Origin of the sequence: Marinobacter santoriniensis NKSG1, from assembly GCF_000347775.1 — a bacterium.
GTDB lineage: Bacteria > Pseudomonadota > Gammaproteobacteria > Pseudomonadales > Oleiphilaceae > Marinobacter > Marinobacter santoriniensis.
The window spans coordinates 149,096-164,207 of sequence record NZ_APAT01000013.1; the positions used below are offsets into that span (position 1 = coordinate 149,096).

General features: G+C 58.8%; 13 protein-coding genes and 1 tRNA gene. 6 read left to right on the plus strand and 8 right to left on the minus strand.

All coding sequences use genetic code 11. The features are described from left to right. The first annotated feature begins 191 nt into the window (after positions 1-191). The gene (gene rlmKL / locus MSNKSG1_RS04515; protein WP_008938061.1) at positions 192-2,366 is read left to right on the plus strand and encodes a bifunctional 23S rRNA (guanine(2069)-N(7))-methyltransferase RlmK/23S rRNA (guanine(2445)-N(2))-methyltransferase RlmL; all 2,175 of its coding nucleotides are present in this window, start codon (positions 192-194) and stop codon (positions 2,364-2,366) included. Between the two features lie 21 nt (positions 2,367-2,387). On the opposite strand, the gene MSNKSG1_RS04520 is transcribed toward rlmKL, so the two are convergent. Continuing rightward, positions 2,388-3,017, minus strand: a complete 630-nt coding sequence (locus tag MSNKSG1_RS04520) for an outer membrane beta-barrel protein (RefSeq protein ID WP_008938062.1) — start codon at positions 3,015-3,017, stop codon at positions 2,388-2,390. 109 nt (positions 3,018-3,126) lie between these two features. After that, positions 3,127-3,609, minus strand: a complete 483-nt coding sequence (locus MSNKSG1_RS04525) for a hypothetical protein (protein ID WP_008938063.1) — start codon at positions 3,607-3,609, stop codon at positions 3,127-3,129. A 115-nt stretch (positions 3,610-3,724) separates the two neighbouring features. On the opposite strand from MSNKSG1_RS04525, the gene MSNKSG1_RS04530 reads away from it, so the two are divergent. After that, entirely contained in the window at positions 3,725-5,014 is a 1,290-nt protein-coding gene (locus tag MSNKSG1_RS04530) for a M18 family aminopeptidase (RefSeq protein WP_008938064.1), read from the plus strand. Between the two features lie 51 nt (positions 5,015-5,065). Here MSNKSG1_RS04530 and MSNKSG1_RS04535 read toward each other — a convergent pair. Continuing rightward, positions 5,066-5,141: transfer RNA gene (locus MSNKSG1_RS04535), tRNA-Asn, on the minus strand. 73 nt (positions 5,142-5,214) lie between these two features. Here MSNKSG1_RS04535 and MSNKSG1_RS04540 point away from each other — a divergent pair. After that, complete coding sequence (locus tag MSNKSG1_RS04540) at positions 5,215-6,180, plus strand: YheT family hydrolase (RefSeq protein WP_008938065.1); 966 nt, start codon at positions 5,215-5,217, stop codon at positions 6,178-6,180. Here the strand turns inward: MSNKSG1_RS04540 and MSNKSG1_RS04545 are convergent. Next, on the minus strand, positions 6,175-6,831 hold the full coding sequence (locus MSNKSG1_RS04545) for an arylesterase (RefSeq protein ID WP_008938066.1): 657 nt from the start codon (positions 6,829-6,831) through the stop codon (positions 6,175-6,177). The genes MSNKSG1_RS04540 and MSNKSG1_RS04545 overlap by 6 nt on opposite strands. A 63-nt stretch (positions 6,832-6,894) precedes the next feature. Between MSNKSG1_RS04545 and MSNKSG1_RS04550 the strand changes: the two genes are divergently transcribed. Beyond that, on the plus strand, positions 6,895-7,611 hold the full coding sequence (locus MSNKSG1_RS04550; RefSeq protein WP_040886647.1) for an ABC transporter ATP-binding protein: 717 nt from the start codon (positions 6,895-6,897) through the stop codon (positions 7,609-7,611). Continuing rightward, positions 7,611-10,097: an ABC transporter permease gene (locus tag MSNKSG1_RS04555; protein ID WP_008938068.1), complete on the plus strand. Its 2,487-nt coding sequence runs from the start codon at positions 7,611-7,613 to the stop codon at positions 10,095-10,097. Before MSNKSG1_RS04550 ends, MSNKSG1_RS04555 begins: the two co-directional genes overlap by 1 nt. Before the next feature lie 4 nt (positions 10,098-10,101). On the opposite strand, the gene MSNKSG1_RS04560 is transcribed toward MSNKSG1_RS04555, so the two are convergent. From MSNKSG1_RS04560 to MSNKSG1_RS04575, 4 genes are all read right to left on the minus strand, one after another. After that, positions 10,102-10,875, minus strand: coding sequence for a substrate-binding periplasmic protein (locus MSNKSG1_RS04560; RefSeq protein WP_008938069.1), 774 nt, complete (start codon positions 10,873-10,875; stop codon positions 10,102-10,104). A gap of 147 nt (positions 10,876-11,022) precedes the next feature. Then, positions 11,023-12,210, minus strand: coding sequence for an iron-containing alcohol dehydrogenase (locus tag MSNKSG1_RS04565; RefSeq protein WP_008938070.1), 1,188 nt, complete (start codon positions 12,208-12,210; stop codon positions 11,023-11,025). Further along, positions 12,211-12,756, minus strand: coding sequence for a hypothetical protein (locus tag MSNKSG1_RS04570; protein ID WP_008938071.1), 546 nt, complete (start codon positions 12,754-12,756; stop codon positions 12,211-12,213). A gap of 174 nt (positions 12,757-12,930) precedes the next feature. Continuing rightward, positions 12,931-14,208, minus strand: a complete 1,278-nt coding sequence (locus MSNKSG1_RS04575; protein WP_008938072.1) for a M48 family metalloprotease — start codon at positions 14,206-14,208, stop codon at positions 12,931-12,933. A gap of 161 nt (positions 14,209-14,369) precedes the next feature. On the opposite strand from MSNKSG1_RS04575, the gene MSNKSG1_RS04580 reads away from it, so the two are divergent. Beyond that, entirely contained in the window at positions 14,370-15,107 is a 738-nt protein-coding gene (locus MSNKSG1_RS04580) for a DUF599 domain-containing protein (RefSeq protein ID WP_008938073.1), read from the plus strand. The last annotated feature ends 5 nt before the right edge of the window (positions 15,108-15,112 follow it).

The following is a 15,112-nucleotide window of genomic DNA, read 5'->3' on the forward strand; positions in this document are numbered from 1 at the left end:
GGAGGCTTTTTCGACCTCCGGAACGACGCGTCAGTTACAAGGTAGAACGAACGTTCGGCGCGTGTACACTAATTATTTCATCTATATGACGCGATTCTTATATTTTGATGAAATAAAAACGACGCGGTCTCTGGATAAGTACCGCGAAAACGGAAACTTACCCAATCGGCTTTTTCAATCAGGAGTTCCCATTGTCCAGACGTGTCTTTTTTGTAACCTGCCCCAAGGGTGTCGAATACCTTTTGGCGGATGAAATCCAGGCGTTCGGCCTGGAGCTGGTTCGACACTCGCCCGCCGGCGTCTGGGCGGAGGGTGACCTTGCAGCGGGCTATCGCACCTGTTTGTGGTCGAGGCTGGCCAACCGGGTCATCCTTCATGTCGCGGAAGTGGACGCGGCCAACGAGAACGCCCTGTACGAGGGCGTGCTCGGGGTCGACTGGTCATCGCATATTCCTGAGCGGGGCAGTTTCCGGGTGACCTTCCTGGGGCAGAACCAGGCGATCCGCAACACGCAGTTTGGCGCCCAACGGGTAAAAGACGGCATCGTCGACAGTTTCCGGGCGGCCGGCGCCCAGCGCCCGTCGGTTGCCCCTAAAAGCCCGGATGTGGCCGTGTCGGCCCGTCTCCATCGGAACCGGCTGTCGCTGGGTATCGACCTGAGTGGTCACAGTCTGCACATGCGGGGGTATCGCACGGAAAAGGGCATTGCGCCGTTGAAGGAAAACCTGGCTGCGGCCCTGTTGTATCGGGCGGGCTGGCCCGAAATCGCAGCGGCCGGTGGTGATTTTGTTGACCCGATGTGTGGTTCGGGAACGCTGTTGATCGAAGCGGCCATGATGGCTCTGGATATTGCGCCGGGTCGCCGACAGGAGGGATTCGGTTTCGAGAAATGGCCGGGTCACCAACCGGAGATCTGGTTGGAGCTGAAGCAGGAGGCAGAGCGCCGGGCCCACGAGGGTAAGCAGGCCCGTGTTCCGACATTTGCCGGATTTGATCAGGATTCCCGGGTTATTGCGACGGCCTGGAAGAACATAGCGCGTGCCGGGCTGGAGGGCATCGTCCATGTTGAAGCCCGTCCGGTCGAATCGTTTACTCGTGAGGAAAAATGGTCACAGCGCGGGTTGGTTCTGACCAATCCCCCGTATGGTGAGCGCCTCAGTGAGCGGAGGGAGCTATCCTCATTGTACGAAGCGCTGGGGAAAGCGGTGAAAAATGCCGTGCCGGGCTGGCGGATGGCGGTATTCACCGGCGCCCCGGAGTTTGGCAAATCGATCGGGCTGCGGAGCTTCAAGCAGTACAAGCTTTTCAACGGAAAGTTGCCTGCGCAATTGCTGCTCTTCGAGGTAGACGAGGCCAACGCCATGACGCCCCGGGATCCGGACAGATCGGGAGAGATCCGTCCGCGAATCGCAAATGAGGAGCGGGCGTCGATGCTTCGTAATCGCCTGAAGAAGAATCTGAAAACGATCGGACAGTGGGCAAGGAAACAGGGGATTGGTTGTTATCGGGTTTACGATGCGGACATGCCTGAATACGCCCTGGCAATCGATCTCTATGAGGGGCGCGTTCATGTTCAGGAATACGCCGCGCCCAAAACGGTGGACGAGAGGGCGGCCCGGGAACGCCTTGCGGAAGCGCTGGCGGTAATTCCGGAGGTCCTGGGCGTTGATCCTGCGGATCTCATCTGCAAGCAACGTCAGCGTCAGGCGGGAACCCAGCAATACGAAAAGCAGTCCGCAACCGGCGAATTCATGACCGTACACGAGTATGGCTGCGCGCTCCGGGTCAATCTGAAAGATTACCTGGATACCGGGCTGTTTCTGGATCACCGACCGGTCCGATACTGGATCCAGACCCATGCAAAGGGGCAGCGATTCCTGAACCTGTTCTGCTACACGGGTGCTGCTTCGGTTCATGCTGCGGCAGGTGGCGCCAGCCGTTCCCTGGGCCTCGATATGTCAAAGACTTATGTGAACTGGGCGCGCGAGAATCTGGCGCTCAATGGGGCGGATTCGAGAAAACATCGGGTCGAGCAGGCAGACTGTCTCGCCTGGCTGGCGGAGAAGCCTTCGCCGGATCAGCGGTTTGATCTGATTTTTATGGATCCTCCCACCTTCTCGAATTCTGCACGGATGCAGGGTGTTCTCGATATTCAGAAGGATCATGCCATGCTGATCCGGCAAGCAATGAGCCGACTGACATCGGACGGCCTGCTGATCTTTTCGAACAATTTCCGTCGGTTCAGGCTGGACGAATCACTGGCGTCGGAGTTTATGGTGGAGGAAGTTTCCAGAAGCACCATTGACCGGGATTTTCAGCGCAACCCGAAAATCCACCGCTGCTGGCACATTCGGCATCTGTCCTGACCACCGGTTTCGTCGGGCGGCTCAAAACTCGTAACGGAGACCGCCCGAGAACTGGAAGCTGTTTACCTTGGTATCCGTGTCTTCAAAGAGTTTGCCGCCCTCGAAAACCAGATAGGTATCGTCCATCACTTCAAAGTCCATGCCCGCAATCCAGCTGACTGCGAAGCTGCTTGCCGGAAACTCCTCGCCAAAATTCCGGTACAGGGCGTTACGGTCCGCGTCCGGATTCTTCAGCTCCGCCTTGCCCTGGATGTAGGAGAAGCCAAACTGGCCGTAGAGATTGGCATAGTCGGTGATCGGATAGTGCATGCCAAGATACCAGCTGGCGTAATAATCGACCGCCAGGGTGAGGTCACTGCCGGGGACCTCTGCATCCTGGTAACCGGCTCCGGCCCGTAACTCGGCGTGGAAAAGGTCGGAAATATGACCACCCACCACCAGGGTGCCAGCCTGTCCCCAGGCCCTTTCCGTTGCCGGACCAATGGAACGGTGCTGCATGGTGGTCGCCAGCAGGCCGATGTAGTGCTTGTCGGCCCTGGGTTTTTCGGTGACCTCCTTTTCCTGCGCGTGGGCGACCGAGCTCGCCAACAGCGCCGTCAGGCAGGCTGGCACCAGGACGGCGCCGAGGGCGGTGTTCACAACCTGTTTCATGGATTTCCGGTTTCCTGAAAGCTGAGCGTTTGGGCCGATTCTGCCTTCTGTAACGTATTGTTACGTCGACCCGCGTCACACTTCCCCGCCTTTCGCAGGGGGCAGGGTGTCAGTGATCGAGAAGACCTTCTTCTTTCGCCAGCAGGAGCAGGGCATAGACGCCGTTTTCCGGCAGTTGCGGTTCCAGGCCTTCCTCGATCATCAACTGGTGACGTCTATCTTCCAGCGCTTCCTGGTCGATCCCGGTGATCAGTTCGCTGATCGGCGCAATTTCAAAGGGAGGGTCCTGTTGAATGGCACCGAAGATCAGGTCAACCAGCACCTCATCCGGATCCAGTCCATCCACGTACACGGTCTGGTCGGGCAAATCCTGGTGGAGTTCCCGGGCAAGCTCAATCACGGGTACCCCCTGTTCCTCCAGGTACCTGAGGTCAACGTCGCCGAGATCGCCATCGTCCGGTAACCAGGCATCCTCCGGTGCAATCACCACGGTCTTCATCCGGCCGTCTTCCAGGGACCAGGCCATGGCAACGGGGAACAGCGCGTCGTCGGTCTGACAGTATTCGATGTCGAGGAATCGGGGTAAAGCCAAGGTCGCACTCCGCTTGAGCTGAGAGGTGAGTATAGGGAATGTCACTATGGCCTGTAGGAGCCATTATCGCTTCATGCCATACTGTGCGCGCCATTATCAATCAATCAGGGACATCATGGAACACGCTGAATTCAACAAAGATTTGATGGAGTTTCTGAATCAGTCGCCGACTCCGTGGCACGCCGTGTCAACGATGAAACGTCGTCTGGATGCGGCCGGATTCGAACAGCTGGACGAGCGGGATGACTGGTCACTGGCGCGCAACAAAGGTTACTACGTCATTCGCAACGGCTCCTCCATTGTCGCCTTCCGTACCGGCATCGGGGACGTTTCCCTGAATGGCATCCGGATGGTCGGAGCGCATACGGACAGCCCCTGCCTGAAAGTAAAGCCCAATCCGGAACTTCGACGCAAAGGATACTTCCAGCTGGGTGTCGAAGTGTACGGCGGTGTGTTGCTCAATCCCTGGTTTGATCGTGATCTTTCCCTGGCGGGTCGCGTTACCCTGCTGGATGAGGCCGGAGAGGTCCGGGATACGCTGGTCGACTTCCAGAAGCCGGTAGCCTTCATCCCGAGCCTTGCCATTCATCTGGACCGGGAGGCCAACAGCAATCGCTCTGTCAATGCGCAGACCGATCTGCCTCCGGTGCTCATGCAGGTGCCCGAGGCGGATACAACGCGGTTTGACGATCTGTTGGGCCAGCAGGTTGCGGCGGAAACGGGGCTGAAAGCGAGAAAGATTCTGGGCTACGAGCTGAGTTTCTACGATGCCCAGAAAGCCGCCTTTGTCGGTCTCAGGGAGGAGTTTCTGGCATCGGCACGAATGGACAATCTGCTCAGTTGCTACATCGGCCTTCAGTCGCTGCTGCACACGTCTGGAGACGAAGCAGCCTTGCTGGTATGCAACGACCACGAAGAAGTCGGTAGCATGTCTGCGGAAGGGGCACAGGGACCGTTCCTGACAGCGGTGCTCGACCGTTGGTGTGGCGCGGGCAAGGCCCGGGCCATTGCCCATTCAATGATGATTTCTGCGGACAATGCCCATGGTGTTCATCCGAATTACAGTGACCGGCATGATGAAAATCATGGTCCGGTTCTGAACCAGGGCCCGGTTATCAAGGTCAACCACAATCAACGCTATGCGACCAACAGCCGTTCGGCTGCCCTGTATCGGCACATCAGCGATGAACTGGGCCTGCCTCACCAGACCTTCGTGGTGCGCAGCGATATGGCCTGTGGTAGCACGATTGGCCCCCTGACGGCGGGAAATCTGGGTGTGACCACCCTGGATATCGGGGTGCCGCAGTTTGGTATGCATTCCATCCGTGAGCTCGTCGGTGCGGAGGACGGCTATACTCTGTTTCGGGTGTTGTCGGAATTCATGCAGCGGAAAACGATTTTCTGAGGCGCAACAAAAAAGGCCGCTGATCAACAATCAGCGGCCTTTCGGAATAAGTGGCTCCCCGAGCTGGGCTCGAACCAGCGACAAACGGATTAACAGTCCGTTGCTCTACCAACTGAGCTATCGGGGAACATCAGTAAAGTGGCGCGCATATTAAGCGCTTTGATTTGTGTCGTCAACCCCCTGAATTGAAAGGTTAAACATTGTACGAAAGCAGACACCTGCAATACCGGCCACCGGTCTGGCTGCGCAACGGTCACGTCCAGTCGGTCTGGCCGTCCCTGTTCCGTTCCGTTGCCATGCGTGCGCCGGAAGAAGAAATACTGCCGACTCCGGATGAAGACGAGCTGCATCTTGACTGGTATCGTCAGGGCAGTGACCGGCTGGCCGTTATTTCCCACGGACTGGAAGGCCACAGCCGTCGCCCGTACGTGCTGGGGCTGGCCCGAGCCCTTCTGGCGGAAGGGTGGGACGTCCTGGCGTGGAACTATCGTTCCTGCGGCGGCACCATGAACCTCAAGCCGAGGTTCTATCACAGCGGCGCCACGGAAGATCTGGCCCATGTGGTTCGTCATGCCCTCGGCGGTGATTACCAGTCGCTTTTTATGTCCGGTTTCAGCATGGGCGGAAACCTCACTCTGCTTTATCTGGGTCAGCAGGGTGAGCATGTGGACAGTCGGATTCGCGGCGCCGTGACCTATTCGGTTCCCTGTGATCTGGCGGGCAGTGCAGAGATGCTTGCGCTGCCCAGTCGTCGCATCTACATGCAGCGGTTCCTCAAAGACCTGCACGAAAAAATGCAGGAGAAGTCCCGACGCTTCCCGGACAGGATCGATGTGTCCGGGTTTGAATCGATCCGAACCTTCCGGGAGTTTGATGACCGATACACGGCGCCGCTGCATGGATTCCGTGATGCGACGGATTATTGGGCCCAGTGTTCTGCGCTGCCGAGACTGAAAGACATCCGGGTGCCGGCGTTGATGGTCAATGCCGCGGACGATCCATTCCTGTCCAGCGCCTGTTATCCGGAGTCGAAAAGAATCCTGGGTGCCCATGTTCGTCTGGAGGCCCCGAAATGGGGTGGGCACGTCGGATTTGTCGAGCACGCCAGAGATGGCTTTTACTGGTCTGAAAGGCGCGCACTCGGGTTCCTCAGTGCCATATCATGAACCGACTGACGTGGTGTTTTCCGTCTCCAGCATTGGTTTGAGTGCCGGCCAGACGTTATCCAGCAGTTTGGGCTGGGCGTCGTCCGATGGGTGGATACCGTCCTGTTGCATCATTCCCTCCTGATCGTAGATTCCGTCCATGAAGAAGGGAACCAGTGCGGTGTTGTAACTGTCGGAGAGAGTCGGAAACAGGTCGGCGAACATCCGGGTGTACCGGGGGCCGTAGTTCGGCGGGATCTGCATCCCCACCAGCAGTACCCGGGCGCCGGCGTCCTGTGAGTCCCTGATCATGGCAGTGAGGTTGGACTTGATCACATCCGGAGGGAAACCCCTCAGGCCATCGTTTCCTCCGAGCTCAATGACCACGATATCCGGATGATGCTTGCTGATAAGATCCGGCAGGCGGCGGGCGCCTCCGTCGGTCGTTTCCCCGCTGATGCTGGCATTGACGACCGACCACTGATTCAGGCCGGTATCGTCCAGTCTTTTTCGCAGCAGCTGCACCCAGGCTGTTTCGGTGGATACGCCGTAACCTGCGCTGATGCTGTCGCCCATGATCAGGATCGTATTGGCCGTTGCGGAGGCCGGCAGGGCGAGCGTTGTGAAAAGCAGCAACAGGATTGATCTGGCGTAGTTGGATAGCGTATGCATAAACAATTCAGTGACCTGTCCTGAATGGATAAACAAGGAACCCCGGGAGGGCCCGTGAACCAGATGACCAATCCGAATGCCGACCATTGTACTCCCATGCTGAGAGTGGCAGGCCTGAGCCATCGGGTCCCCCTTGAAACCGATACGCTGACGATCTTGCAGGGGGTCAACCTGGAAATCAATCGTGGCGAATCCGTGGCCATCGTTGGCCGGTCCGGATCGGGCAAGACCACGTTGCTCGGTCTGTTGGCAGGGCTGGATACCCCCAGTGAGGGCACCGTGGAGCTGGATGGTGCGATGATCAGCCAGCTCAGCGAGGACAAACGGGCCGAACTCAGGGCCAGTCGGGTTGGATTTGTTTTCCAGTCATTCCAGCTCCTGCCGGCCTTGTCCGCGCTGGAGAACGTCATGTTACCGCTTGAGCTGGCGGGCATGGATAATCCCGACAAACGCGCCCGAGAGTTGTTGGAGCGGGTCGGACTGGGCGAGCGTCTGAACCACACACCCCGTCAGCTTTCCGGGGGCGAACAGCAGCGTGTTGCCATTGCGAGGGCCTTTGCCTGCGAGCCCGCAGTGCTTTTTGCCGACGAACCCACGGGAAACCTGGATAACCGCACCGGTCAGGCCGTGTCGGATCTGTTGATGGCGCTCAATCGGGAGCAGGGCACTACGCTGGTGATGGTAACTCACGACGAGCATCTTGCGGCCCGATGCGCCCGGCAGCTGCACATCGAAGCGGGTCAGTTGTCGGAACCGACCGCGGAAGAGAGTGTGTCCTGATGGCTGCATCACAGAAGCTTCACTCGGTCCGTCGGGACTGGCGCGAGCGGGACGTTCGGGTGGTGCTGGCAGCGCTGATGATCGCTGTCGCAACGGTGGCCACGATTGCGTTGTTTGCCAGCCAGCTTCAGAGAACACTGGTCAGCTCGGCCAGCACTTTCCTCGCAGCTGACCGGCAACTGGACGTCGAGAACGGCCGTCCCATTCCGGACAGCTGGCTGGAGGAAGCTCACAGCCGGGGATTGCGGACGGGACAGATGGTGGAGTTCTCCACCATGGTGTTCGGTGGCGATCAGTTCCAGCTGGTATCGGTCAAGGCGGTCAGTGACGAATACCCGCTCCGCGGTGATCTGGAGATCCAGACCCGGGAGGCCGGGCCGCGTGAGACCGTCCGGTCCGGTCCACCGCCGGGAGAAGTCTGGATCAACCCCCGACTTCTCAGGCTGCTTGGCCTGACCCCGGGCGACACGCTGGAAGTGGGCAACGAAAAACTGACGGTATCGGCCCTGCTGGTTCGGGAGCCGGACGGTGGTTTCAGTATGTCCGCCCTGGCTCCCCGGGTGATGATGCACAAGGATGATGTGGCCGCCACCGGTGTTATCCAGACCGGCAGCCGTGTCGAGTATGTCTATCTGTTTGCCGGCGATACGGACGCACTGGAGTCGTTCGGCGCATGGCTGAAGCCCCGGCTTGAACCCAGTCACGAATGGCGCAGCGTTCGGGATGGAGAAACACTGTCACGATCGCTGCAGAGGGCGGAGCGCTTCCTGTTGCTGGGTGGCAGTCTCGCGGTGTTGCTGGCTGCCGTTGCGGTGGCGGTGGCGAGCCGGCAATACGCCATGTCCCAGAGGGACACGGTGGCTCTGCTGAAAACCCTCGGCCTGAGCGGCCCCGGCATTGCCCGTCTTTACCTGAGACGCCTGGCCATCTGGGGGATTGTGGGAATTATCGGCGGCCTGGCGATTGCCTTGCCGCTGTTCTGGGTTCTGGCCGGCATGCTGGGTAACCTGCTGGATCGGCCCGTCGAGCTGTATTTCGACCCGAACGCAGTGTTTCCTGCGCTGGCAACAGCGGTTGTTTCCCTGTTTGCCTTTGCCTATCCGCCGATCCGTCGGCTTCGGGATGTGCCCGCCATGCGGGTGTTGCGAAGCCAACCGACCGGCGAGCGCCGAGAGCTCTGGCGGGATGGCTTGATTGCAGTCGCGGCGATCTTCGGCCTCGTCTGGCTCTATGCGAGGGAACTGGATCTGGTCGTTGCGCTACTTGGTGGTCTGGTGTTGCTGTTGCTCGCGCTGGGACTGGTTGGCGGGGCCCTGATTGCGGGCCTGCGTCGGATTCGCGGCGGCGGCAATGCCTGGCGACTGGCGCTTGTCGGACTGTATCGTCACCGGGGGGCAAGTCTGTCCCAGATGGCCGTTTTCGGTATGACCATCATGCTCGCGACGACATTGCTGCTGGTCCGGACGTCACTCCTGGACGACTGGCAGGCCCAGTTGCCGGAGAAGGCGCCCAACCATTTCCTGATCAACATCGCTCCGGACGCGAAGAACGACGTTGCCGATTTCTGGCGCGAACGTGGGCATCCTCTTGAAAACCTTTATCCGATGGTCCGGGGGCGCCTGACTGAACTCAATGGCGTTCCTGTGAAAGAAGCGGTCGGCAGCGATCGGAACATCGGCGCGCTGAACCGGGAGCTGAACCTCACCTGGATGGCAACGTTGCCCGACGACAACAAGATCGTGAAAGGCCAGTGGTTTGCCCCCGATACCGTATCCGGAGTGTCGGTGGAAGCCAGGCTGGCCGATCGCCTGGGCCTCAAGCTTGGTGATCGTCTGACCTTCACGGTGGGATCCGAGACCGTTACCGAACCGGTGACCAGTTTCCGGACCGTCCAATGGGACAGTATGAAACCGAATTTCTACATGGCGTTTCCGCCGGGCGGCGGCCTGGAGGGGCTGCCCGCAACCTGGATTACCAGTTTCTATCTGCCGCCGGACCAGAAGACCGAACTGAATACCTTCACGCGGCAATTCCCGACCATCTCGGTGCTGGAGATCGATCACATCATTGCCCGAATACAGGACATTATCCGGCAGGTCACGCTGGCCATCGAGACCATTCTCGGGATGATTCTCGCGGCAGCCCTGGTGGTCATGGCCGCGGTCGTCAGTGCGACCCTGAGGGACCGGCAAAGGGAAGGGGCCCTGCTGAGGACCCTCGGCGGGCGCCAGTCTTTGCTGGTTCGAAGCACCATGCTGGAATTCGGCGTGCTCGGAGGGTTTGCCGGGATCGTGGGCGTGCTGGCAGCGGAGGCGGCCGTCTATGCCCTACAGTACCGGATGTTTGAGGGGAGTTTCAGCTGGCACTGGTCTGTGATTGTTCCTGTGCCTCTGGCCAGCGCACTGCTCGTCTCGTTGTTCGGGCGTTGGCAACTCGGACCGGTATTGTCGGTATCGCCCATGTTGCTTCTGAGGCGTCTGGAATAGGCGATCAACGGTATTGGGAAAGGATGTTGTCCAGTTCGCCGGTTTCCCGAAGGCGGGTCAACTCCCGGTTAAACTGCTGCGCAAACTCGCCCCAGTCCTTGCGCAGCATGATCCGGTAACCATAGTGGCTGATACCCTTGTCCGAGATTCGAAAACGGTCTTTGAGCCCTCGATTCCGCAATATCCATTTGCCGACCAGTCGATCTGCGATTGCCGCATCGAAGCGTTCGCCATGAAGGACATAGGTGAACATAAGCCCGTCACTGGCCACGTCAAAGCGCTTTATTCGCCCTGCTTCGAAATGGGGCTCCAGGGAAGGATAGATGTAACCAAGGTGGGTCACGAGGGTACCGGAATACAGGTCCTCGATTCTGGTGAACTTGAAGCTGGATTCCCTCGGAATAAAAAAGACTTCCTCAATCGCGACGACCGGATTGGTGAACTGGAACTGATCCGGCTGATCTGTCCATTCCCGGGCACGGGAAGTGGCATCAATGTAGCCATCCTGGAGCATCTGATCCACGCGTTTGCGGGGAATGCGCTTCGCCTGAAGTGTATAGCCGAGGCGATCCGTGATGGCCTTCATGACATCCCACATGATCCCGGAGGGCGAACCCTGGTCAACGATCAGATACGGCGGATAGCCATTTGGTGAGATATTGAACCGGACAACCTTGCTCTCGTCAGTCTCTGCCAGAACAAGAGCCGGGCACAGGCAAAAGGCAATGAGCAGGATGAGCGATGACAGAGGGAGGCGGAGGCTGGCGTGGTCAATCATGAAAAATCTCTGATGATGCGGCTGCTGTTATGCGTACCCGGCTACCTCCCTGCCAGAACCTGCCAATTGTTACCGCCTGTGCCGATGATTTCAATCATTTCCTGTCAATGTTTTGTACAAAAAACGGGCCGTTCGGCCCGTTCCTGATCATGCCCAGGCTCGCCTGAGTATTTCGCGGGCGTCCTCCAGCGTGACTTCCTTGGGATTGAACATGATGGAGCCGTCGTCGAGGGCCTGCTCGGCAATATGATCAAGCTGCGATTCCAGTACTTTTCCGGTTTCTTTCAGGGTGCGGGGTAGCTGGCAGCGCTTGTACAGTTGATCGCGGAGCTTTCGGATGGCGGAGATGCTGGCTTCGGCGCGCCGGCTCGCGGGAGTCGCCGAGTAGACCTCCGGGCCTTCCAGGTGGAGCAGGAGTTCCCCCAGCGGTTCCCGGATGGATTCGAGGTTGAACTCCAGGACGTAGGGCAGATAGAGGCTCATGCACAGTCCATGGGGCAGGTGACAGATGGCGCCTGTGGCGTGTCCCAGGGAATGCACCAGTCCCACCATGGAATTCGAGAAAGCAATGCCGGCCATGGTCGAGGCCTGGGCCAGTTCGAGGCGGCCATCGGTATCTTTCGGATTATCCATGACGTTCAGCAGGGACTGGCTGACCTTCTTGACCGCTGCCGTGGCGTAGGCATCACTCAGCGGATTTTTAGCCATGCAGGTGAAGGCTTCAGTGGCGTGGGTCATGGCGTCCATGGCCGTCGCCGCCGTGATGTGGGGCGGAAGCGTCAGCGTCATACGCGGGTCGATGATCGCGGCATTGGGCAGCAGGAAGGATGACGTGAACGCCAGCTTAACGCCTTTTTTCTCATCCGTGATCACGGCAACAGCGGTCACTTCCGAGCCGGTACCGGCTGTCGTCGGCACCACGAAGAAGGGTTTCAGGGGGTGTTTGAGAACGCCTGCACCGCTGTATTTTGCGATGTCATCGCCACCCTCCGAGACCAGGATGTTCACCGCCTTGCCGGTATCAATGGAAGAACCGCCTCCGACCGCGATGATCGCATCGCATTTTTCCTGGCGGTAAATGCCGGCAATGTCACGAACCACAGAGGTGGACGAATCGGGCGGAACGTCGTCGTAGATGCTGACAATGTCCAGTCCGCTCTCTTCGCAGGCTGCAATCACCGGATCCAGAAGGCCAGCAGCGCGAACGCCTTTATCGGTAATGATCATGGGCCGTTTGGCCGCAAGTCCGGTCAGCTCGTAGGGGATGTGTTCCAGGGCCGCCTTGCCGGCAATGACCTTGACCGGGCAGAAGAACTCGTAATATTTCTGGCTCATTTATGCTCTCACTGTCTCGACGAAGTTGGTGGCAACTTTCAGGTAGATGCGGGCCGCACTGACCAGCTTTTCAGGCAGATGCAGGCTGGCGGGATATTCTTTCACGGCCCGTTCCGCAATCAGCTTGGGCAGAATGAAGGCCTCCAGGCGGTTCAGTACCCGGGTCATGCGAACCGCATAACTGAGGTCTCCGTCCACCAGCATGCGGTCGTGGGCAAACGCCTCGGCGGTTTTCTCCTGGAACGACAGTACCAGGAAGGCGTGGGCGATGTGCTTGAACTGGATGGACAGGTCGATCGGGCGGGGCGCCGACTCGCCGTGATAGTGGAAGTGTCCGTTGCCGGTATGCTCCACGATCAATCGCGGCCCGTCCGGCATCACCATCATCTCGAAAAGCAATCCCTCCGGCAGGGCCCGGGCGTCATTCTGAACGGTTTCGTCCACCTCACTGACCGCCTGAAGGGCTCGGCCCATGACCTGGAACATGATGTCCACATACAGGCGGCGAGCCTGCAAAACCATCGGCTGGATACGTTTGCGCAACATGGCCGTTGTCCATTGTTTGTTGTCGATATACTGATTTTTAGAGTTATTGCTCTAAAAGTCAATGCAGCCAGTGACTGATTTGTTGCGTCAGTGCGGCAAATCCCGTTTTGAACGAAAAAGGCCGGGACCCTGCGTGGGCCCCGGCCTTGTCGTGATTCCAGCGAGTCGTATCGTTTATTGCGTCATCGCCGCCAGCTTTTTCTGCGCCTCTTCACCGACCTGACCGCCGGCTTTGGCTGCCTGGCTGTAATAGGCTACGGCATCGTCACGACGGGACTGGCGGGCGGCAATGTCCCCCAGTCGCAGGAAGGCGATGGAGGTGGGGACTACGTCGTTGGCTTTGAGCAGATTGCTCCGGGCCTTTTCCAGCTTGTTCAGGTCCAGGGCGTTGAGCCCGTCACGCAGCCGGTATTCGAACATCTCCGGGTACAGGGACACGGCCTTGTCGAAGTCTGCCTCGGCCTTCTTTACCTGATCCTTTGCCTCGTAAATCCTGCCACGCAGCGAGTAGAACATGGCTTCCCGAGGCAATATTCGAATGGCTTCGTTGACCTTTGCCAACGCCTTGTCGTATTGCTTGTCCTTGGCAAGCTCCAGGGCCTTGTCGTGGGCATCATAGGCTGGCTGCAGCTCTTTCAGTTTTGCGATTTTTCGCTGGTAGACATCCTCGCCACGGTATCCACCGGCACCGAGCTTGTTAACCATCTGCTGATTCTCGTGGACCCGTTTGATGGAAGGAGGGTGGGTCGCGAAAAGTCCCTGGATAAAGTTGGAATCCCGGCCTTCGCTAAGCTTCACGAACGTTTCCTGAAGTTCCACTGCGGCTTGCGGATCATAACCGGCGCGCTTCATGTAGGTGATGCCATAGTGATCGGATTCGAGCTCGTCTCCCTGACTGTATTGTGCCAGCGCGAGCTGGGCGCCGAGGGCGGCACCGCCCATGACCAGTCCGGCCCATTCATTGTCTGACAGTGCAATGCCAAGGCCGGCGACGCCGAGGCTGATCAACTGGGCCTGCTGCATCCGTTGAACGCTGTGGCGTGCGGCTGCATGGACAATCTCATGGCCGAGTACTGCCGCGAGCTGGGCCTCGTCGTCCAGTTCGGTGAGTAGGCCCCGGTTCACGGCAATCTTGCCGCCCGGAAGCGCCCAGGCATTGGGTACACTGTTATTCAGGACGACAAAATCATAGGGCAGGTCGGGGCGGTCACTGACCCGGGCCAGCTTTTCACCCACGTCCCGGACATACAGGGTCAGCTCCGGATCCACATAGAATCGCCCGCCCTGGGTCTGTTGCGTGGGAATGTACTGTTCAGCGCCCATCGCCAGTTCCTGGCTTTCCGGGATCAGTGAAAGCTGTTTCTCGCCGGTCACCGGATTGACGGTACAGCCGGCCAGGCCGAGTGCGAGCAGTGTCAGCAGGACAAAAGGTTTGATGGAAATGCGACGCACATTGAACTCCTGTGGAAACGTCCTTGATGATTCGGGAAGTCCGCAAAGCATCATTGCACGGCGGAACCCGGTGAAAAAGCCCGATTTCTGGAGGGCAACCAGCTCATCACGTATTATAGTGGCAGAAGCGTGCCGCTTATCGAATCCTGACCAGGCTTTTCATGGGTAACTTGCTGGAATTGCTCGCACTGCTGTGGTTTTTTGCCTGCTGGATGGGGTACACCCTGTATTCCAGACGCCGGGCGGCCGACCGTTCCTGCCTGTCCAATACCCTTGATCTGTACCGTGAGGACTGGATGCGGGTGATGCTGAGGCGCACCAACCGGATCGCCGATGCCTCCGTGGTGGGCAACCTGGAACGCAATGGCGCGTTTTTCGCCTCCAGCTGCCTGCTTATCCTTGCGGGCATCATTACGGCGCTGGGGTATACCTCACAGGCGATGGAGGTGTTTGCGACGCTGCCGTTCAGCACGGCGCCCAGCCGGGAGATCTGGGAACTGAGGCTGGTCACGCTGCTGGTGGTGTTTGTCTACGCCTTCTTCAAGTTCACCTGGTCGATGCGCATGTACAATTTCGTATCCGTGATGATCGGCAGCGCACCACTGGCGGATGACAGCAAAATCAGTCCGGCAGCCCGTGAAGCCTTTGCTCGCAGTGCAGGCAATATCTGTAACCTGGCGGGCGACGCTTTCAACCTCGGCCTGCGTTCCTACTATTATGCGCTCGCCGTAGTGGCGTGGTTCTTCAGCCCCATAGCCTTCATTGTTGCGTCCACCGTGGTGGTGATCGTCCTTTATCGGCGGGAGTTCTGTTCCGACGCCCTGGGCGCCCTCAGATCCGGTAAGGTGTTCGAAGAGCCCCTGCCGGGCAAGGCGGACCCGGCGTCCAAACCCAACTGATTCAC